The organism is Stenotrophomonas sp. PvP093, assembly GCF_017876915.1.
Lineage (GTDB): Bacteria > Pseudomonadota > Gammaproteobacteria > Xanthomonadales > Xanthomonadaceae > Stenotrophomonas > Stenotrophomonas muris.
Genome location: NZ_JAGIOX010000004.1, coordinates 2,214,805 through 2,233,294, shown reverse-complemented (window position 1 = coordinate 2,233,294; position 18,490 = coordinate 2,214,805). Strand labels below are relative to the sequence as shown.

At 67.7% G+C, this 18,490-nt stretch carries 25 protein-coding genes; 19 read left to right on the top strand and 6 right to left on the bottom strand.

The window, feature by feature from the left end; genetic code table 11:
• The first annotated feature begins 45 nt into the window (after window positions 1–45).
• Both J3A72_RS12865 and J3A72_RS12860 read left to right on the top strand, forming a co-directional pair.
• Window positions 46–1,059 carry a DUF4034 domain-containing protein gene (locus tag J3A72_RS12865; protein ID WP_049406583.1) on the top strand — a complete coding sequence of 338 codons (1,014 nt, stop codon included), beginning with the start codon at window positions 46–48 and terminating at the stop codon, window positions 1,057–1,059.
• A 334-nt stretch (window positions 1,060–1,393) separates the two neighbouring features.
• Complete coding sequence (locus J3A72_RS12860; protein WP_032957559.1) at window positions 1,394–2,134, top strand: DNA/RNA non-specific endonuclease; 741 nt, start codon at window positions 1,394–1,396, stop codon at window positions 2,132–2,134.
• Between the two features lie 18 nt (window positions 2,135–2,152).
• Here J3A72_RS12860 and J3A72_RS12855 read toward each other — a convergent pair whose 3' ends face one another.
• Window positions 2,153–3,058 (bottom strand): hypothetical protein, encoded by a 906-nt coding sequence (locus tag J3A72_RS12855; RefSeq protein ID WP_230374606.1) that lies wholly within the window; start codon window positions 3,056–3,058, stop codon window positions 2,153–2,155.
• 131 nt (window positions 3,059–3,189) lie between these two features.
• On the opposite strand from J3A72_RS12855, the gene J3A72_RS12850 reads away from it, so the two are divergent.
• A complete protein-coding gene (locus J3A72_RS12850) occupies window positions 3,190–3,885 on the top strand; it encodes an HAD family phosphatase (RefSeq protein ID WP_075076943.1) in 696 nt (231 codons plus the stop codon).
• A gap of 7 nt (window positions 3,886–3,892) precedes the next feature.
• On the opposite strand, the gene J3A72_RS12845 is transcribed toward J3A72_RS12850, so the two are convergent.
• Genes J3A72_RS12845 through J3A72_RS12830 form a run of 4 tightly spaced genes read right to left on the bottom strand, consistent with a single transcriptional unit; the run spans window position 3,893 to window position 5,940 of the window.
• Window positions 3,893–4,123: a hypothetical protein gene (locus tag J3A72_RS12845; RefSeq protein ID WP_032957563.1), complete on the bottom strand. Its 231-nt coding sequence runs from the start codon at window positions 4,121–4,123 to the stop codon at window positions 3,893–3,895.
• Complete coding sequence (locus J3A72_RS12840) at window positions 4,120–4,545, bottom strand: VOC family protein (RefSeq protein ID WP_075076944.1); 426 nt, start codon at window positions 4,543–4,545, stop codon at window positions 4,120–4,122. Before J3A72_RS12840 ends, J3A72_RS12845 begins: the two co-directional genes overlap by 4 nt.
• A 10-nt stretch (window positions 4,546–4,555) precedes the next feature.
• Entirely contained in the window at window positions 4,556–5,017 is a 462-nt protein-coding gene (locus J3A72_RS12835) for an AraC family transcriptional regulator (RefSeq protein WP_014647242.1), read from the bottom strand.
• The gene (locus J3A72_RS12830) at window positions 5,014–5,940 is read right to left on the bottom strand and encodes a LysR substrate-binding domain-containing protein (RefSeq protein ID WP_075076945.1); all 927 of its coding nucleotides are present in this window, start codon (window positions 5,938–5,940) and stop codon (window positions 5,014–5,016) included. The genes J3A72_RS12835 and J3A72_RS12830 overlap by 4 nt, the downstream gene beginning before the upstream one ends.
• Window positions 5,941–6,031: 91 nt before the next feature.
• Here J3A72_RS12830 and J3A72_RS12825 point away from each other — a divergent pair, with 91 nt between their 5' ends.
• From J3A72_RS12825 to J3A72_RS12810, 4 genes are all read left to right on the top strand, one after another.
• On the top strand, window positions 6,032–7,072 hold the full coding sequence (locus J3A72_RS12825; protein WP_046430789.1) for a hypothetical protein: 1,041 nt from the start codon (window positions 6,032–6,034) through the stop codon (window positions 7,070–7,072).
• Window positions 7,069–7,950: a PD40 domain-containing protein gene (locus tag J3A72_RS12820; protein ID WP_075076946.1), complete on the top strand. Its 882-nt coding sequence runs from the start codon at window positions 7,069–7,071 to the stop codon at window positions 7,948–7,950. Before J3A72_RS12825 ends, J3A72_RS12820 begins: the two co-directional genes overlap by 4 nt.
• A gap of 194 nt (window positions 7,951–8,144) precedes the next feature.
• Entirely contained in the window at window positions 8,145–8,555 is a 411-nt protein-coding gene (locus tag J3A72_RS12815) for a hypothetical protein (protein WP_230374607.1), read from the top strand.
• On the top strand, window positions 8,548–8,856 hold the full coding sequence (locus J3A72_RS12810; RefSeq protein ID WP_075076948.1) for a hypothetical protein: 309 nt from the start codon (window positions 8,548–8,550) through the stop codon (window positions 8,854–8,856). Before J3A72_RS12815 ends, J3A72_RS12810 begins: the two co-directional genes overlap by 8 nt.
• Here J3A72_RS12810 and J3A72_RS12805 read toward each other — a convergent pair whose 3' ends face one another.
• The gene (locus tag J3A72_RS12805; RefSeq protein ID WP_075076949.1) at window positions 8,857–10,212 is read right to left on the bottom strand and encodes a sigma-54 dependent transcriptional regulator; all 1,356 of its coding nucleotides are present in this window, start codon (window positions 10,210–10,212) and stop codon (window positions 8,857–8,859) included. It abuts the gene before it with no gap.
• Between the two features lie 397 nt (window positions 10,213–10,609).
• Here J3A72_RS12805 and J3A72_RS12800 point away from each other — a divergent pair, with 397 nt between their 5' ends.
• From J3A72_RS12800 to J3A72_RS12745, 12 genes are all read left to right on the top strand, one after another.
• Complete coding sequence (locus tag J3A72_RS12800) at window positions 10,610–11,140, top strand: hypothetical protein (RefSeq protein WP_075076950.1); 531 nt, start codon at window positions 10,610–10,612, stop codon at window positions 11,138–11,140.
• A 44-nt stretch (window positions 11,141–11,184) separates the two neighbouring features.
• Window positions 11,185–11,754 carry a hypothetical protein gene (locus tag J3A72_RS12795; protein ID WP_075077012.1) on the top strand — a complete coding sequence of 190 codons (570 nt, stop codon included), beginning with the start codon at window positions 11,185–11,187 and terminating at the stop codon, window positions 11,752–11,754.
• 43 nt (window positions 11,755–11,797) lie between these two features.
• A complete protein-coding gene (locus tag J3A72_RS12790; protein WP_069116688.1) occupies window positions 11,798–13,114 on the top strand; it encodes an adhesin in 1,317 nt (438 codons plus the stop codon).
• A gap of 99 nt (window positions 13,115–13,213) precedes the next feature.
• On the top strand, window positions 13,214–13,918 hold the full coding sequence (locus J3A72_RS12785; RefSeq protein ID WP_014647252.1) for a C39 family peptidase: 705 nt from the start codon (window positions 13,214–13,216) through the stop codon (window positions 13,916–13,918).
• Window positions 13,919–13,931: 13 nt separating this feature from the next.
• Window positions 13,932–14,681, top strand: a complete 750-nt coding sequence (locus J3A72_RS12780; protein WP_075076951.1) for a hypothetical protein — start codon at window positions 13,932–13,934, stop codon at window positions 14,679–14,681.
• A gap of 49 nt (window positions 14,682–14,730) precedes the next feature.
• Window positions 14,731–16,023 (top strand): transporter, encoded by a 1,293-nt coding sequence (locus tag J3A72_RS12775; protein ID WP_046430801.1) that lies wholly within the window; start codon window positions 14,731–14,733, stop codon window positions 16,021–16,023.
• Between the two features lie 301 nt (window positions 16,024–16,324).
• On the top strand, window positions 16,325–16,615 hold the full coding sequence (locus J3A72_RS12770; protein WP_005416648.1) for a RebB family R body protein: 291 nt from the start codon (window positions 16,325–16,327) through the stop codon (window positions 16,613–16,615).
• 43 nt (window positions 16,616–16,658) lie between these two features.
• The gene (locus J3A72_RS12765; RefSeq protein WP_005416649.1) at window positions 16,659–16,928 is read left to right on the top strand and encodes a RebB family R body protein; all 270 of its coding nucleotides are present in this window, start codon (window positions 16,659–16,661) and stop codon (window positions 16,926–16,928) included.
• Between the two features lie 26 nt (window positions 16,929–16,954).
• Window positions 16,955–17,221, top strand: coding sequence for a RebB family R body protein (locus J3A72_RS12760; protein WP_006446865.1), 267 nt, complete (start codon window positions 16,955–16,957; stop codon window positions 17,219–17,221).
• 60 nt (window positions 17,222–17,281) lie between these two features.
• The gene (locus J3A72_RS12755; RefSeq protein ID WP_005416651.1) at window positions 17,282–17,554 is read left to right on the top strand and encodes a RebB family R body protein; all 273 of its coding nucleotides are present in this window, start codon (window positions 17,282–17,284) and stop codon (window positions 17,552–17,554) included.
• A 70-nt stretch (window positions 17,555–17,624) separates the two neighbouring features.
• A complete protein-coding gene (locus J3A72_RS12750; protein WP_075076952.1) occupies window positions 17,625–17,861 on the top strand; it encodes a RebB family R body protein in 237 nt (78 codons plus the stop codon).
• Window positions 17,858–18,448 carry a RebB family R body protein gene (locus tag J3A72_RS12745; protein WP_075076953.1) on the top strand — a complete coding sequence of 197 codons (591 nt, stop codon included), beginning with the start codon at window positions 17,858–17,860 and terminating at the stop codon, window positions 18,446–18,448. Before J3A72_RS12750 ends, J3A72_RS12745 begins: the two co-directional genes overlap by 4 nt.
• Window positions 18,449–18,490: the final 42 nt, after the last annotated feature.

Here is an 18,490-nt window from a genome sequence, read left to right as displayed (position 1 = left end):
CTGCGGTCCTCCGCAGGCTCCCATCAATGCAAGGATGCCCCCCCGATGCGCAGGACGCTCTTCGTCGGCACGCTCTTGAGCGTGGCCAGTCTGTTCGCCCCTTCAGCCGTGGCGGCCCGGGACCCCGACGTCACGGATGACTGCAGCGAAATCGCGCAGTTGATGTCCAACGACGACTTTCCGGCACTGGACGCGATGGCCGCGCGCCTCCGCACGGGCGAGCTCAACGCCGCCGGCGAATCCCGGCTGGGCCGTTTCTACCTCTGCATGTCGCGTGCAATCGGCACGGCGCGGCAGGAGGTGGAGGCCTGGAACCGCTGGTCGGCCTGGGCGGCGCGCTGGGTTCAGCATGCGCCAAAGTCGCCGGCAGCCCACCTGATGACTGCACGGATTCCGCTCAACCTGGCCTGGAGCTACCGCGGAAATGGTTACGCCAACACCGTCAATGCCGAAGACTGGGCTCAGTTCCATGAGTACAACGCGGCTTCGCAGGCCTACCTGCAATCGCATGAGGGCGTTGCCGGCGGCGACCCGTTCTGGCACGAGATGAGCGTGCTGATCGCGCTGCGCGAGGGCGCGGATGACGAAGAACTACTGAGGCTCGTCGACCGTGCAGCGAAGGCCTTCCCCGACTACGAGCCGCTGCACTTCATTGCCCTGCAGCACTTCACGCCGGCCTGGGGCGGCAGCGCACAGAAGATGGAAGCCTTCGCACGGCGCTCGATGGCCAGTATCGCGAAGAAAAAGCGGGCCATGCGCTACGCACGGCTGTACTGGTCAGCCACCGCGTATTCGGCCGATCACTTCCGCGCGGCGACACCCGATTGGCCGCTGATGCGCCAGGGGCTGGACGAAATCGCACAGCGCTACCCGACCATCGACAATCTGGAGACCATTACACGCTACGCCTGTTGGGCGCGTGACGGCGATGCCCTGGATCGGTGGAATCGCCTGTACTTGAGCCGAAGTGGTTTCAGCGAGGCGGTCATTGCGGACTCGAGCGAGCAAAGCAGGGCCGCCTGCCTGGCGCCGGATGCTGGGCAAGAGGCTTCCTTGTAGAGCCAATCGGTGCGGAACCGGGCCGCGGAGGATGCGCGGTCCAGCATGCACTTCACACCTGCAGGGTGCTTAGCACGTACGCATGTCAGCCACGGACCGCGTGATCTGACACATCACCAGTGCTTGCACCCGGTCACAGCTTCGCGTTCTCGTCGTTGACCAAAAGACGACAGCTTGTGACGCTTGCGACACCGCGCGGCCCTCCGGGCCTCCTCATCGCGGCCTCGCTCTACTGCACTCCGCATCACCCGTATCCGCAACGCCTTCACATGACACAGGCCCGGCCTGGTCGTGGCGGGCAGCTGCGTCCTGAACTCTTTGCTGGAGAATCGCAATGCGCCTTGCAAGCTTCGTCTTTGCCTTCGTCCTCAGCGCCTTTGCCGGCGCAGCCCAGGCCCAGGTAGTCACCCTCAACAAGGGCGGCTTCGTGCTCACCTACGACTGCGGCATCCACAGTGCCACCCGCTACGAGTACACGCTCACCGCCGATACCGGTTCGGCCGCACGGCCGTCCAGCTTCTACAAGGACCCGGACCTGCCGGCCGGTTGCCTGGGCCAGACCAGCACCGCGTCCTACGCCAGCATCAAATCCGGCTATGACCGTGGCCATCTGGTCACGTCCAACCACATGGATTACGACGCGACCTACATCCGTCGCGCCAACTACATGACCAACATCGTGCCGCAGGTGTCCAGCTTCAACCAGGGCATCTGGGTGAAGGCCGAGAACGTGGCCGAGTGCTACCGCGACATCGCGCCGGTGGACGTCTACGGTGGCGTGGTCTACGGCGATGCCGCCAACGATTATTTCCTGGCCAGCCATGGCATTCCGACGCCGGAGTTCTTCTGGAAGACGATCATCACCCGCGACCCGAACACCGGAACCGCCAAGGCGATCAGCTGGATCATCCCCAACGAGGCCAACCTGGGCAGCCTGGACAACTACCTGGTGACGATTGCGGATCTGGAGGAACTGCTGGGCGCCAGCTACGTGGCGATCAACGCGCCGGCCTCGCTGAAAAACATGCTGCCGGCCACCACCTGGCCGCAGCCGGCCGGGTGTGACCTGGGCTGATCGGGGGGCAGAGGAACGTCACGATGCCTGTGCGCGCAGCCATCGTGACGCCAGCACTCTGGCCAGCAGGAACTGCACTGCGGCGCCGACGACGGTGGCAACGACAAGCCCGCGACCTGTCGTCGGCGCCCCAGCGGACAGCGCTCGCAGAAGATAAGCCATGCTGGCCAGGATGATCAGCAGCGCCGTGGCAAGCAGGATCAGCGACACCACCATCGTGCGCGCCGTCGATGCGGGTTCCGGCGACGGCGCGCCGGCCCATAGGCCGGCAAACGTGGCCAGCGCGCAGGCCACCAGCAGGATCAGGCTCGTAATCTGCAGCTGCGCGGCGCCGTCGGCAACGGGCATGATGAACTCGCCGGGCGAGAATCCCACCGGCAGCTGCGCCACCAGGATGGGAAGCAGGCAGCTGCCGGCCACCAGCGTCACCGCGCCGGCGATGCTGGCACTGATGAGGTGATGGTGCCCGCCCTCGGCAGGGATGCGCCGCTGCATCAGCAGCGCCGGCACCAAGGCCAGCAGCGTGAGGAGCAGTGCATGCGCAAGCATGCCCAGACTGATGGCGGCGACGCTGTAGACGGGAAACTGCGCCTGCGCCAGTGGAATGCGCATGGCGCGATCAAGCACGATCAGCAACCCGAAAAAGGCGACCGAAGCGATCACCGGATGCCGGATCCGCAGCGCGCCGCGACGCCCGAACAGCAGCATCGACACCAGTACCGCCGCTCCGGCAGACAGACTCAGGTGGAAACCGAGCTCCGCCAGCGCGTAGCCGATTTCACGTGAGGCCTCGGGCGGGCCCAGACGGCGCCCGAATTCGACCAGGCGGAGGGCTACGGGCAGATACAGGCAGAGCACATAAAGCTTGGCGGCCATCGCGAAATGGATGGGGTACGCACTGAAGAATGATCGCAATCGGTTCAAGGCGTATTCCCGTGCAGGCGCTGGGCGGGCTGACCTGGCAGTCTAGCGTTCCTGTGGCCCGCGTGCCCCGCCCGACCCGCTATGGGAAAATGGCGGGCACGTCGCCCCTTTGGCTGTTCCCGGAGTAGTAGATGTCCCGTTTCCCCTTCGATGCCGTGCTGTTCGACTGCGACGGCGTACTGGTCGATTCCGAGCCGCTGGTGGCCCGTGTGCTCTCGGAAATGCTGACCGCACGCGGCTGGCCGCTGACCCCTGCGCAGGCGGGCGAGGTCTTCCTCGGCCAATCCGTGGCTCATCTGGCCGGGCTGATCGCAGAGCGCACCGGCAAGCCGTTCACCGAGCAATGGCTGGAGGAATTCCGCCAGCAGCGCAACCGTGCGCTGGAGCAGGACCTAGAGGCGATCCAGGGGGCGCCCGAGGCCGTGCGTGCGATTGCCGCGGCCACCGGCGGGCGGATTGCCTGCGCCTCCGGTGCCGATCTGTTCAAGGTGAAACTGCAGCTGGGCAAGGTCGGCATCCTTGATGCCTTCGGTGTCCATGTGTTCAGTGGCCAGGACATGCCGAACACCAAGCCTCACCCGGATGTCTATCTGGCCGCCGCCGCAGCGCTGGGCGTGGACCCGAAGCGCTGCGCGGTGATCGAAGACACCGTGACCGGCGCCACCGCCGGCGTCGCGGCAGGTGCGACCGTGTTTGGTTTCAGCGAGGGCGGCCCGCACCACAGCACGCCGGAGGCCCTGCGCGCTGCGGGCGCGAAGGTGATCTTCCAGCGCATGGAGCAGCTGCCGGCAGTGCTGGCGGCCTACGCCGCCGACGCAGCCGCCTGAGGCGGCCTCAGCCCGCAGCGCCCAGTGCGGCGCCGCGGCGTTTCCCGGCGTAATGCAGCACGAACAGGTACAGGCCGGTGAACAGCTGCAGGAACAGTGGCGGCAACGGCGAATAGGTGATCCACGCTGCAGGCTCGCCCTGCCCCAGCCCGCGGACGACGAAGTTGGCGATCACCGCCAGGGTGAAGACGATCGAGGTCCAGCGATGTACGGGCCGCGCCCAGCCACCGCGGCTCATTGACGGCGCCTCGCTTCGGAGCGCGCTTCGATCATCTTCCAGCCATTGCCGGACGGGTCGCGGAACCCCGCATCGATGGCGCCGTAGCGTTCGACCGGCGCCTGGGTGAACTCCACGCCCTGCGCCAGCCATTGCGTGTAGCGCGCCTGGCAGTCATCCACGGCCAGCACCAGCGGCGGCATTGCGCCCTTGGCCACCAGCTGCTGCAGCGCCTGCGCGGTGGCCGCATCGTGGGTGGGCGGACCGGGCACGAACAGGCCCAGCTGGAATCCGTCCTGGCCGGGGCTGCGCACCGTCAGCCAGCGGTAGCTGCCATTGCGCACGTCGGTATGCACTTCGAAGCCGAGCGTGCCGACGTAGAACGCGAGCGCCTCATCCTGGTCGCGCACATACAGGCCGACCGTGTTCACAGTGTTTGTCATGGGACCTCCCTCAGGTGGGATCCACGTTAGCAACCGCCTCGCGGCGGCGCTTCTCCAAAACTGCGATGTTCAAGTCCGGTCGCTGCGCGGCACGTGCGTGGCATTCCGGCACGCTGGCCGGCGTCGCCTCGCCGGCGCGCTCGCGCTGGCGCACATTGCCCGGGCTGTCGCCGGTGATGTCACGAAAGATGCGCCCGAAGGTGCCCAGGCTGCTCCAGCCGGTCTGCGCGGCGATCTCGGTGACCGGCAGCTCGGTGTCACGCAGCATCGCCACGGCCCGTTCGATGCGGCGGCTGAGCAGGTAGCGGTGCGGCGGCAGGCCGAATGCCTGCTTGAACGAACGCGCGAAATGCGCAGGCGATACCGCACTGACCTCGGCCAGGCGGGCCACCGGCCAGTCCTCGTGACTGGCGTGGTCCATCCGGTCCTTGGCACGCAGCAGGCGCCGCAACAGTTCCGGGCTCTGGTTCATGGCGTCACCGCGCGTGCCAGATGATGTCGCGACGCACGCCTGGCCTGCGCGGCCTGCTCGCCCAGCCAGTCACCGAATGCGATGACCTTGGTGCTGCGGCTGCGCGCCGTCGGTGCCACGAACCAGAAACCACGCCCGTCGCTGGCCACACCGGGATGTGCCTGCACCAGGCGCCCACTGTCCAGTTCGGCCTGGAACAGGATCGGCGAGCCGATGGCGATGCCCTGCCCGGCAATGGCAGCACCGACATCCAGATGCTCCATCGCAAAGGGGGTGACGAAGCTCTCCGGGTCCGGTGGCCGAACAGCACCATGTGCGGAAAACCACAGTGCCCACCAGTCAGGCCTGCCGAGCAGTGGAACCTCCAACGCCCGCCGACCGAGCCCGTCTGCCGCCGGCAGCAGCGCTGGCGCGCACAGCGGAGTGAAAATGCTGGGGAACAGGGGCGTGGCCTGCAGCCCGGGCCACGCACCATGCCCGTTGCGGATGGCGGCATCGAAACGCCCGGCGGCCAGGTCCTGCGGCTCTGCCGACAGGTCCAGTTCCAGCACGATGCTTGGATGGCGCGCGCGGAAACTGCCCAGGCTCGGCGTCAACCAGCTGGTGCCCAGCGTCGGCAGAACGGACAGGCGCAGTCGTGCCGCATCCATGTCAGCGGCGCGCATGAAACTGGCGCGCAGCGCGTCGAAGGCCCGGGTGGCCTCCACTGCGACGCTCGCACCGGCGGCGGTCAATTCCACATGCTGGGCGTGGCGCAGGAACAGGCAGGTACCGGTCTGGGCCTCCAGCCGGCGCACGTGGTAACTCACCGATGCCGCACTGGTGTCGAGCTCCTCGGCGGCGCGGGCGAAACTGCCCAGCCGTGCCGCCGCCTCGAAGGCGCGGATGGCGACAAGCGATGGCAGCTGGCGTTGGGTCACCATAAGTGTGGCTTAGCCTGAGCCCCGATTTCCGCGTGGTCAATCCCCCTCGCACGCGCAACGATGGAGGCACCTCCGGCACGGGATCACGCACATGGATCGACGGCAGTTCCTGGCCACCCTGGCCGCCACGGCAGCGTCCACCGCCCTGCCCTCCGGGTGGGCCCTGGCCAGCCCCAGCGCAGACTGGAAATGGTTGCAGGGCAACTGGCAGGTCCGGCACCAACGCCTGAAGGAGCGCCTGGTGGGCGATACCCGCTGGGACGCCTTCACCGGCGCCAGCGCGGTCTGGCTCACCCTGGGCGGGCTCGGCACCATCGATGACAACGTCATGGCACTGCCTTCGGGCCCCTACAGGGGCCTGGGCGTGCGTGCCTTCGATCCGGTGTCTTCCACCTGGTCGATCTGGTGGATCGATGGGCGCACCCCTGCCCATATCGAAGCGCCCGTGCGCGGCGCCTTCGCAGGCGATGGCGGCAGCTTCCGTGGTCGCGATGACTTCAAGGGACGCCCCATCGAGGTCTGGTTCCGCTGGCATGACATCCACGGCGATGAGCCGTGGTGGGAGCAGGCGTTCTCCGACGATGCCGGTGCCCATTGGGAAGTGAACTGGCGCAACTGGTTCCGGCGCACTGCTGCGATCCCCACTCCGCTTCCGAAGCTGCCGGATGCACCGGGCGATTTTGATTTCCTGGTGGGCCATTGGAACGTGCGCCATCGCCGCCTGCGAGCTCGGCTGGCAGGCAGCGATGCGTGGGACGCGTTCAATGGCACCCTGCACAACTGGCCGGTACTGGGCGGATTCGGCAACGTGGGCGACAACCTGATGGACGTGCCTGGAGCACCGCTGCGCGGCATGGGCATCCGCGCCTGGAATGCGGCCGAGCGGCACTGGCTCAGCTGGTGGCTGGATGGCCGCGCGCCGACCCGGATCGGCGCGCCACTGCGCGGGGGGTTCGAGGCCGGTGTCGGCCGCTTCTTCGGCGAGGACCAGCACGAGGGACGGGCGATCCAGACGCGGGTGATCTGGTCACGCATCACCCCGCGTTCGGCGCGCTGGGAACAGGCGGCCTCCGCCGATGGTGGACGCAGTTGGGAAACCAACTGGGTCAGCGACTTCGAGCGACAGGCATGAAGGCGCTTCTGGCAGTGATGCTGCTGGCATCGGCATTGCCCGTGCCCTCCCCGCCCGTGGTGCTGCGGATCATCGGCCCCGCCGAGCGCTTCGCCCCCGGCATTGCCTCCACACAGCATGACGAGATCCGGCTGACCCTGAGTCCGGACGGCAATACCGCCCTGTGGTTCAGCCGCAACCGGCCGGGGGGGCCTGGGGGCTACGACATCTGGATCTCGCACCGCGAAGGTGACCGCTGGCGGCCGGCCACGCCAGTGCCGTTCAACACGCCGGGGCGCGACTTCGATCCCGCATTTTCCGCAGATGGGCGCGTGGTGTATTTCTGCTCGGACCGCGCAGGCGGCCAGGGCGGTGACGATCTGTATCGGGTCAGCATGGGGAGCGACGGTCGATTCGGGGAGCCAGTCAATCTTGGCCCCGCAGTGAACAGCGCGGCCGATGAGTTCGCGCCGATGCTCTCGCCCGACGGTCGTACGCTGTTGTTCTCCAGCGATCGTGCGGGCGGTGCTGGCGGCCATGACCTCTACAGCGCGGCGATGATCGGCGGCGTCGCGCAGCCGGCACGGCCGCTGGCGGGAGAGCTCAATACCGCAGCGCAGGAGTTCGATGCCACCTTCCTGGGCGACGGCCGAACGGTGGTATTTGCCCGCGCCCAGGACTTCGGCAGCGCACCGGTGCGCCAGTTCATTGCCTACGAACGTGGAGGCCGCTATGACGCAGGCCATGCATTGCCATCGCCCTTGAACGCGCCCAGCGGCGACAGCTACGGCGCGATGCTGGATGGCTCGCGCCGTGACACGCTGACCTACTCGGCGCGACGCGCCGGTGGTGAGGGACTGGACCTGTACCGCGTCCGCTACCGGATGATGCCGCGCTGAAGGCAGTGGGTGTCGATTTCCCACACGCCCGTTCGTCGAGAGGTTGAGTACCCCAGGAGAAAATGCAGATGCCTTCCCAACAGTCCCTTGCCTGCGCCTGCGGCCAGGTCCGCCTGACCACCACCGGCAGCCCCATCGCCAGCGTCGAATGCTGCTGCGACAGCTGCCGCAGGGCCGGCGCCCGGATGCAGGCGATGCCCGGCGCACCGCAGGTGCTGGGGCCGCAGGGCCAGACGCATTTCGTAATGCAGCGCAAGGATCGCATCCGCATCGAAGCCGGGCATTCCCGGCTGCACGCGTGGCGGTTGTCCAGCACGGCCGGCAGCCGCCGCGTCGTGGCGGGCTGCTGCAATACGCCGCTCTTCCTGGAGTTCAGCGGTGGCCATTGGCTGAGCCTGTATGGGCTGTTGTGGCCGGACGCGATACGCCCCGCCGTGGAGATGCGGACGATGGTCAACGATCTTCCCGACGCGTCTGTCCTTCCCGGCGATGTGCCCAACCTGAAGACCCACTCGCTGCGGTTCCATGCCCGGCTGTTGAAGGCGTGGATCTCCATGGGCTTCCGCAGCCCACGCATCGAGATCACGGGAGACAGCCATGCCTGAGCCCGAGCGGATCGAGATCGAGAGCATCACCACGCCCGGGCACATCCAGCGCGTGGATCGCGCCAAGTACATGGCCATGCGCGCGGCCCTGCTGCGTGCCTTGCCCAGGCAACCTCCCGGGATGACGGTGGCGCAGGCGAAGCAGGCGCTGTTGCCGCACCTGCCCGCATCGCTGTTTCCGCAAGGCGCCACGGCCGGTTGGTGGCTGAAAGCCGTGCAGCTGGACATGGAGGCCAAGGGCGTGATCGAGCGTCTTCCAGGCACGCCACTGCGCCTGTTCAAGCACGTGCCGGCCGGCTGATCAGCGCTGCGCCGGCAGCTCCAGCCGATGCTTGCGGCACAGCCGATACACGGTCACCCGCGAGATCTGCATCTGCCGCGCGCACTCGGAGACGTTGTAGCCGGTCTGCCGCAGCGTCTGCAGCAGCACATCACGTTCGGCCTGGCCGCGGGCATCGTGCAGCATCGCCCCCGGCGGCGCATGCACGGGCCCTCCCAGTTCGAGGTCACGCTCGCTGATCAGCTCGCCTTCGGCCATGATCGCCGCCCGCTGCACCCGGTTCAGCAGTTCGCGCACGTTGCCGGGCCATTCGAAACGCCGCATCGCCTGCAGCGCAGCGGGTGCAAAGCCACGTGCACGCACGCTGTGGCGCAGGCGGAAGCAGCGCAGGAAATGCTCGGCCAGCAGCTGCACATCAGCGCCGCGCTCGCGCAATGGCGGCATCAGCAGGCGCAGCACGTTGAGGCGATAGTAGAGATCACTGCGGAACCGCCCCTGCGCCACCGCGTGCTCCAGTTCGACGTGGGTGGCCGCGAGCACCCGCACGTCCGCCCGCAGCGGCTGGCTGCTGCCCACGCGCTCGAACGTGCCCTCCTGCAGCACGCGCAGCAGGCTGGTCTGCGCTTCGGCCGGCAGGTCACCCACCTCGTCAAGGAACACGGTGCCGCCGGATGCGGCCTCGAATACGCCGATCTGGCGCTTGTCGGCACCGGTGAACGAGCCACGCTCGTGGCCGAACAGCTCCGACTGCACCAGGTTGGCCGGAATGGCACCGCAGTTGACCGCGATGAACGGCTTGCCTGCACGGCCGGACAACGCGTGCAGTGCATGTGCCGCCAACTCCTTGCCGGTGCCGGTCTCGCCGGTGACCAGCACCGGCAGATCGACCGGCGCGAACTTGTGCAGTACGGTGCGCACCGCATGCAGCGCAGGACTCTCGCCGATCAATGCGCGCGGCCCCTGCCCGCCGCACACTTCGTCGGCAGACGTATCCTCCGCGTCGAACTGCTGGCGCATCGCCGCCACCAGGTCCTGCAGGCCGAAAGGCAGCGTGAACCGCGAGATGCAACGCTGCAACAAGGGCAGCCACGCTGCAGGCGTGGGCCCTGCGCCAGGCGGCAGCACCGCCAGCCAGGTCAGATGCGCGTGCTGTTCGATCCACGGCGCCAGCAATTGCTGGGCTGGCGCATCCAGATGGCGAAGATCCAGCACGGCGAGCAGCCGGTCGCGCCCGCGCAGGCCGATGGCCATCGCCGGGTCGGGATGGATGCGACGCACGTACCAGCCTGCGGCCGCCAGCGCGCTGCGCTCGTTCGCCAGCGGCTCGCCGAACCAGAGCACGCATCGTGACGCAGAAGCCTCCGGGACCGCTGCCATGCTTCCCCCAGCATCCGGACACCGTCGGCGGACTGTCAGGCAATCACCGGCGTGCCGCCCCTCCGCCGGGACCTCTACGGCCACCGCGGCGGCCTTTGTTGCGCGGATCCTAGCGCTGCGCTAAACGGCGGCGCAATGAGCGGCGCGTCAAGAAAGCACTGGCTGAAGCGGCATCGTTACAGTCCGCGGCGGCACCTGTAACACCCGTGCGACAGTCGGGCGCCTGCCTTGCCCTGCGGCGCTTGGCGCTGCGCAATCCCAACATTTTTTCCACACGGCTGTATCAGTGCAGCAGCAACGCCCCACGCCCGCCAGTGCCCGCCCCCCTGGCGGCCAAGCCTTTCAGGGTTGGCACGGATGATGCGTGGTTCCGCCGCACCCATCACGGGAGATCGGCATGGACGGCATCACCCCCATTCGCGGCCTGCTGGCAATGCTGGCCGTGGCCCTGCTGTCGGCAGCCGCGGGCGCCTCTGCCTCCGGTGCCCGCCAGGGCGTGAAGGCACAACCGGGCGAAATCGTCCTGTTGCGGGATGTGGCCGCGCGACCGGCCTATCGCATGGCGCCCCCGGGCATGGCGCTGATCGCCGATCCGAAACCGCAGCGCGAGATTGCGTTGGCGCTCGGTGCGGGTACCCCGGCAAACGCGATGGATGAGCTGAGCGATGAGGACTATGCCGGCATGGGGGCGGGGCACACGGCTGCGACCGCGACCCCCACTGGCACCACCGTCGAACGGGTCGCCCAGCAGGCCCTAGGCGGCACGCTGGGACGCAGCAGTGACGGCATGCTCGGCAGCAGCCTCGGTGGCGCACTGGGTGGCCCACTGGGCGCGGTCGGGAACAGCACCCGCGGCATCGGCGATACCGTGCGCGGCGCGCTCGCCCAGTTCCCGTTGCAGGGCCCGGCCCCGGCAGGTGGCAAGTGAAGCGGGCACGTTGGCTGCTGCTGGTCCTGTTTGCCACGCCGTTGATGGCGCAGGCCGACGACTACAGCGGCATGCTCGCCTACCTCGACGTGGCCCGCATCGACGGTCACGCCCTGGCGGGTGCAAACGGCGCCATCGCGGTGAACCAGGCGGCCGGTGACCTCAACCTGCAGGCCAACCTGCATGGCATCGCCACCGGCGAACGCGCCGACGTGTCGATCGGCAACCGGCAACTGCGGGCCGGCAACCGCGTGCTGAGCGCACCGGCGCACGCCACCGCCGCCATCGGCGGCAACGCACTGGCAGGCGCCAGTGGCATCGCATCCATCAACCAGGCCAGCGGCATCGCCAACACGACGCTCAACGTCGTCAGCGCGACGCTGGCCAGACAGGGCATACGCGAATCCGACGATACGGCCTTGGCCGCCGAAGGTTCCGCGTTGGCAGGGGGGCGGGACGACGCCGGTCGCGGCGTCGCGACCGGCACCCGCAGCGCCGGTGTCACCAGCACCGCGCTGCGGGGATTCGACGGGGTCCTGCAACTCAATCAGATCGCGGGCAGCGGCAACGACACGGCCAATGTGCTGGGCCTGGTCGTGCAGGACCGCCCGTGACAACCACCCAACCGATGCACCACCCGATGAGAGAGAGGGCACCATGAAAGCGACCGTCAAACGGACCATGCTCGCCATGGCGATTGCCACTGCCTCGACCGCCGCTGCGGCCAATGGCTGGGACAACCAGAACGCCAACGCGAACATCAACCACAACCACACCGTCAGCGAGACCCGCAACGACACCCACAACCACACCGACAACGACGTACGCAACCGCACCGTCAACGTCAATGTGCAGAAGCACAGCACCATCCAGGCCGACGAGCGCAAGGAAAAGAACAACCACGGCGTCGACGTGAACCTGGAGAAGGACCTGCGCCTCAGCACCGACGTCAATTTCTCCGGCGACCCCACCATAACCGGCGACATCGACCTCGACTCGGCGGCCATTGCGGTGATCGACAACCGCCAGTCGATCAGCAGCAACGCCACCAGCAACAGCCTGGTCACCAACAGTGCCTCCATCGGTGACAGCGTGGGTGCCGGCGCCTCCGGCAACCTCGGCTTCAACGTGGTATCGGGGGACAACAACGCCCAGGACAATGCCGCGTCATTGTCCGCTGCCGATGCGTCCTTCAGCTTCGGCATGGCCGACGCCGAGGTGTTCGTCAACCAGGCCGGCTTCGGCAACGCGACCATGAACTCCGGCGTCACCAATGCCGCAGGTCTCGGTGGCAATGCCTTCGGCGGTGCGTCAGGCAACATCGGTGTCAACATTGCTTCGGGCAACAACAACGAGCAGAAGAACGCGCTCGCGGCCTCGGTCGCAACCACGGCGGTGGCGCAGTCGAGCATCAGCTCCAACCAGGTCTCCACCGGCAACACGGTCAGCAATGCCGGCTTCGTGCAGTCCTACACCGATACCGTGCAGGTCGGCCTGCATGGCGGCGTCAGCGGCCTGACGTGGGGCTATGGCGCCGGCACCTACCGCGGCACCGGCAATGCCTACCAGATGGCCAACTATTACCTGGATACGTGGAACGGCGCACTGCCGCACCCGGGTGGCAACAGTACCGGCCACATCGACCTGGACAACGAGATCCAGAACGCCACGATGAACCCCAACCGGCCGGGGGTGGGCGGCCTGGGCTTCGATACGCGTGAAAGCGGCACCAGCCAGTTCGTCGAACTGGGCGTGGCCGATCTGTACGCCAGCCTGAGCGGCACGGTCAGCACCACGCGCTGGGTGAACGTCAACGCCACCAACACGTCGGCCTTGTCCGGCAGTGCCTTCTCCGGCGCCTCCGGCAACATCGGCGTGAACGTGGCGGCGGGCACCGGCAACCTGCAGGCCAACAGCCTGGCTCTGGCCGTAGCCCAGCCCAGCACCGGCGGTGGTGGCGGCAACGGCGAGTAAGTGCACCACCCCGGCCGTCCGCCAATGGCCGGGTTCCCGGGAGCCCCTGTTCCTCCTCCCCCTTGGGGCAGGGGCTCCCTCCTGCTGCTGGAGAACGTGATGATCGGCCACCGTCTGTCGATATGCCTGCTGGCCTGCCTGCTGTTGCTGGGCGGTGCATCGGCGCGGGCGGGCGACGTCGGCTTCGCCGCCGTGCTGCCCAATGGCGCACTGCTGCAGCAGAAGGTGGAAAGCATGCAGGAACGGCGCTACCGCAACGTGGTGCGGCAGCACACCGATTACAGCTGCGGGGCGGCCGCACTGGCAACCATCCTGCGCCATGCCTATCACCTGCAGACCGACGAAGCGACGGTGATCGAAGGAATGATGGGGGTGTCCGATCCAGCGCTGGTGGCCGAGCGTGGTTTCTCGCTGCTCGACATCAAGCGCTACGTGGAATCGCTGGGCATGCGCGGGCGCGGCTATCGTATCGATGAAACACGCCTGCGCACGCTTCGCGTTCCCGGTCTTGTGCTGATGGACGTGCGCGGCTTCCGCCACTTCGTGGTGCTCAAGCAGGTGCGCGACGGTGTGGTCGAGGTGGCTGATCCCATCCTCGGCAACCGCAGCCTGGCGCTGCCTGAATTCCTCGCTGCGTGGCCATCGCGTGCCGTCTTCGTGGTGATCGGCAGCGATTTCGATCGCAACACGGTTCTGCTGCAACCCAGCGAACGGCCCAGTGCCCGCGCGCTCTACGCGCGACAGGGGCCGATCACCGATGCCGAACTGGTCGACTTCGGCTTCAGCCACGCCGACCTGTTCTGAAGGAGGTTCCGCCATGTTCCGTCACCGCCTGTTGATGGTCCTGCTGCTGGCCTGCCCCGCCCTGCCCCTGCAGGCGGCGGACGCGGCGCCCGGGCGCGGCCTGAAGGAAATCCCGGATCCCGAACTGAACCTGATGCGGGGCCGTTACACCGTGGGCGGCAATACCGTCGCCTGGTTCGGGGTGACGATGGTCTCGCAGTGGCAGGCCAGCAACGGAAGCGTGTTGCAGGGTGCGTTGACCCTGGGCATGGACTTCCGCGGCGGGGGCAGCCCGAAAATGAGCTTCCAGCCCAGCGTGCACGTCACCGCCGCAGATGCGCCGCTGCCGGACACGCAGGGTCGCCACATCGACAGCAGCGGCCTGGCCAACGCCAGCGGCGTGGTGCAGAGCGTGCAGGTGGCCGGCGATGGCAACGTCGCCCGCAATGCGACCACGCTGGTGGTACGCAATGGCGCGGTGCCGGCCCTGCCGGGTGACGGTGCCCATTCGATCAGCGCACAGGCCGAAGGCGTCTCGGCCTCCGCGGTGCTCGACGGCAACCAGGCACGCCTGCTGTTGCAGGTAGATGGCCAGGGCCTGGTTCAGCAATGGATACGCAACGGCAGCGTCGGCCAGGGCATCGCCCTGGCCGGTGACGGCCAGATCGCCAGCAACCAGCTGCGGCTGGAGCTGGTGCGGGATACCGCGGGCGGCAACCTGCCGTTGAGCCAGAACGTGGCCCAGGCGATTGCGATGAACCGCGGCATGGGGCCGGGCCGGTAGTACCACGGCACGGCGTTGGGGGAAGCGTTCCACAACGCAGGACACGAACATGCACACCCTGATGAGGATCACCCCGTTGGCGCTGGCGGCGCTGGCGGGCACCGCCTTCGCCGCGCCACCCGCGGCGGATGATGGCGCCGACGTGCAGGCGCTGGCCAACCAGCTGGAGCAGCTCAAATCCAACTACGCGCAGGAAGTGCGGCGGCTGCGCGAACTGGACATGCAGGTGCAGGCGATGCAGGCGCGCCTGAGTGGGAAGGTTGGCCCGATGGCCCCGTCTACGACTGCGCCCGTCGAGCATGGCTCGACCCTGCAGACGTCACCGGGCAGCGAAGGCTATGCCAGCAGTGCCGCCGAGGCGCAGCAGGCAAAGCAGGAATCGCGGCGCAGCGTGGATGATGTGAAACAGCAGCAGTCGGCGCTGTTCTCGCGCCGCTTCACCGTCGAGAACAGCCTCACCTACGCCCGCTACGACCGCAAGCAGCTCACCCTCAATGGCTTCCTGGCGCTGGATGCGATCTTCCTCGGCAACATCGCCATCGAGAACGTCGAGTCCGATTCGCTCACCTACAATCTGGCCGCGCGCTGGGGCGTCAGCCCGAACCTGACGCTCAACCTGGACGTGCCATACCTGGCGCGGCGCACCGTCTACCAGAAGGGCGGTGCCGGCGGTGCGGCGGCCGCGATCGCGCAGGAAGAAACCAATGGCAACGGCCTGGGCGATATCGGCCTGAGTGCGAATTACCGCTTGTTCGGCGAGCGCGGCTGGCGCCCGGAAGCCGTACTCACCGCCGGAGTGACCGCGCCCACCGGGCGTGCGCCTTACGGCCTGGACTGGAAAGTGATCGAGCGCGATGACGATGACTACATCCGCTTCGCCGTGCCCAAGGAACAACCGACCGGCAATGGCGTGTGGCAGGCCAACGTCGGGCTGTCGATGGTCAAGACAGCCGATCCGGCGATCCTGTTCGCCAACCTCGGCTACGTGCATTCGTTCCCGCGTGGTTTCAGTGACATCGACAGCAACCCCGACACGGTCAACCCGGGTGACGTGAAGCTCGGCGGCTCGGTCTACTTCGGCGCCGGCGTGGCCTTTGCGTTCAACGAGCGCACCAGTCTCAGCCTGTCCTTCAGCGACCGCATCAGCGCCCGCGCTTCCACCCGTTTCCAGGGCGGGAAGTGGATGAAAGTGATTGGCAGCGACGCCAACGCGGCGTCACTGAATCTGGGTGTGACGTATGCGCTCAACCAGCACACCACGCTGGTGACCCTGCTGGGCATCGGGCTGACCCCGGATGCACCGGACTTCACGCTGGCGTTCAAGATCCCTTACATGCTCTGACCCGCCCGATCCGGCGACGCTGTGGCCGACAGCCCCTCGCCGCCGGATCGCGCTGCCCACGCGCAGGCCCTGTGTGTGCTCCAGGGCAACGCGCCAGCGCTGGCGACGACGGCGATGATCATCAGTTCCGCCGTATTCACGCCGCACCTTCACGGTGATCCCACCGCATTCTCCGTCGATTCCGCCAATCCGGCGGCGGCGCCATTTCCTACTCTGGCCCCACGGTGAAGCCCAGGCCGCTGCAGGCAACGCACCGTGACACTGGATACCACGCACTTCCACCCTTTCGCAGGAGCAGGACATGGCATTTCCAACCGCGGTAAACGACCAGATCACCGACTCGGTCACCCAGGCCAACACCAAGGTGCTGGGCGACGCGCCCGCCGTGGCAGTGGGCAATCTGTACCAGGCCACCGCACAGGCGCTGGCCAATGCCGCCCACAACGCCACCAACGCGCAGCAGCAGTCCTACGTCACCGCGCAGTCGGCCACCACCATGGGCGTGGCCACTCTGTACTCGATCGATACCGCCACCACGGCGGTAGCGAGCAAGGAAATCCTCAGCACCCGCGTCCGCGGCCTGGGCTCCTGATCTGTCGTTCCATCGCTGACCCGCCAACCTCAAGGAGATCGACATGGCATTCCCGACCGCTGTAAACGACCAGATCACCGATTCGGTCACCCAGGCCAACACCAAGGTGCTGGGCGACGCGCCCGCCGTGGCCATGGGCAATCTGTACCAGGCCACTGCGCAGGCGCTGGCCAACGCCGCCCACAATGCCACCAATGCGCAGCAGCAGTCCTATGTGACGGCGCAGGCGGCCACCACCATGGGCGTGGCTACGCTGTACTCGATCGACACCGCCACCACCGGCGTGGCCACCAAGCAGATCCTCGGCGCATGATGCGCCGGCAGGCAAGGAGCTGAGCCATGGCATTTCCCACGGCCGTCAACGACCAGATCACCGACTCGGTCAGCCAGGCCAACCTGCAGGTGCTGGGCGTGGCGCCTGCCACGGCAATGGGCACGCTGTACCAGGCCACCGCGCAGGCGCTGGCCAATGCCGCCCACAACGCGACGCTCGCCCAGCAGCAGATGTATGTCACGGCGCAGGCCGCGACCACGATGGGCGTCGCGCTGCTCTACGCCGTCGATACCGGCGCCACCGGCGCCGCCACCCGGAAGATTCTCGGCTGATTCCATTGAGTGCCGGCAATCTCCGTTCCTGTAGTGCTGTCCACCCTAGGAGCTTCCACCATGGCATTTCCCACCGCCGTCAACAGCCAGATCACCGATTCGGTCTCGCAGGTCAACACCAAGGTGCTTGGCGATGCGCCGGCCATCGCAATGGGCAACCTGTTCGTGGCCACCAGCCAGGCGCTGTCCAACGCCGCGCACAACGCCACCAACAACCAGCAGCAGTCCTACGTGACCATGCAGGCGTCGACCACCCAGGGGGTGTCCACGCTGTATGCGATCGACACCGCCTCCAACGGCGTGGCCACCCGCGAAATCCTGGGCCTGCGCTGACGTGTCGGCCCGGCGTGACGCCAACCACCGCGCCCCCGCCCAGGGCGGCGTCACGTCGGGCCCCTGATCGATGGCCGCATCGCCCGCCACCGGCTACCTGCTGGCAACCACCAGCGCCGGATCCGGTGTGGCGATCGCCCTTGCCCCCTCGTTCGCGATGTCCGCCACCTACCTGGCGATGGCCGACAGCCTCGGCCTGGCAATGCAGAACGCGGTGGCCAACCAGCAACGCGGCCAGGTGACCGCCGGCGCAAGCCTGGCCCAGATCCTGGCCCTGATCATCCAGAAGGGAGCCGTTCCGTCATGAGCAGTGAGAACACCGTCAACAGCCAGATCGTCGACAGCGTCAGCGCCGCCTCGACGTTGCTGGTGGCCCAGGGTCCGGCGCAGTCCTTCAGCATGCTGGACATGGTGATGCTGGAGACGCTGGGCACCGCCATGCACAACGCCGTCGCGCGCCAGCAGGGTGCAGGCATGGTCAGCAACGCAGCGGTGACCGCCACCTGCGCGAAGATGATCAACGCTCCCTGGCCGGTGCCGCCACCCGCTCTGGAACCCCCTCCGCCGCCACCACCGCAGGTCATCCCCCTGCCCGGCCCGGTGCCGGCGCCCCCTTCGCCTGCGGCGGTGATCGCCGCGGCCACCGCAGAAGGAAAGACCGCCATCAGCGTCCTGCAGGCACAGACCCACGGTGCCACTGCCGACGCTGCGGCCGCTACCAGCAGCCTGCATGCACTCCAAACGCTTGCAGGCAATGCGGCAGCGCCCGCGCCCGGTCCTGCGCCCGACCCCGCGTCCGGTCCGGATCCGGACGCAGGTCCCGCCCAGGATCCCGCGCCAGACTCCCCTTCCCCTTCCCCTTCCCCGGCAGACGACGCTGACGCCGGGGCCTGACAGACTGCAGGCCGCCTGCGGCCCCACCCGCCCATCAAGGAG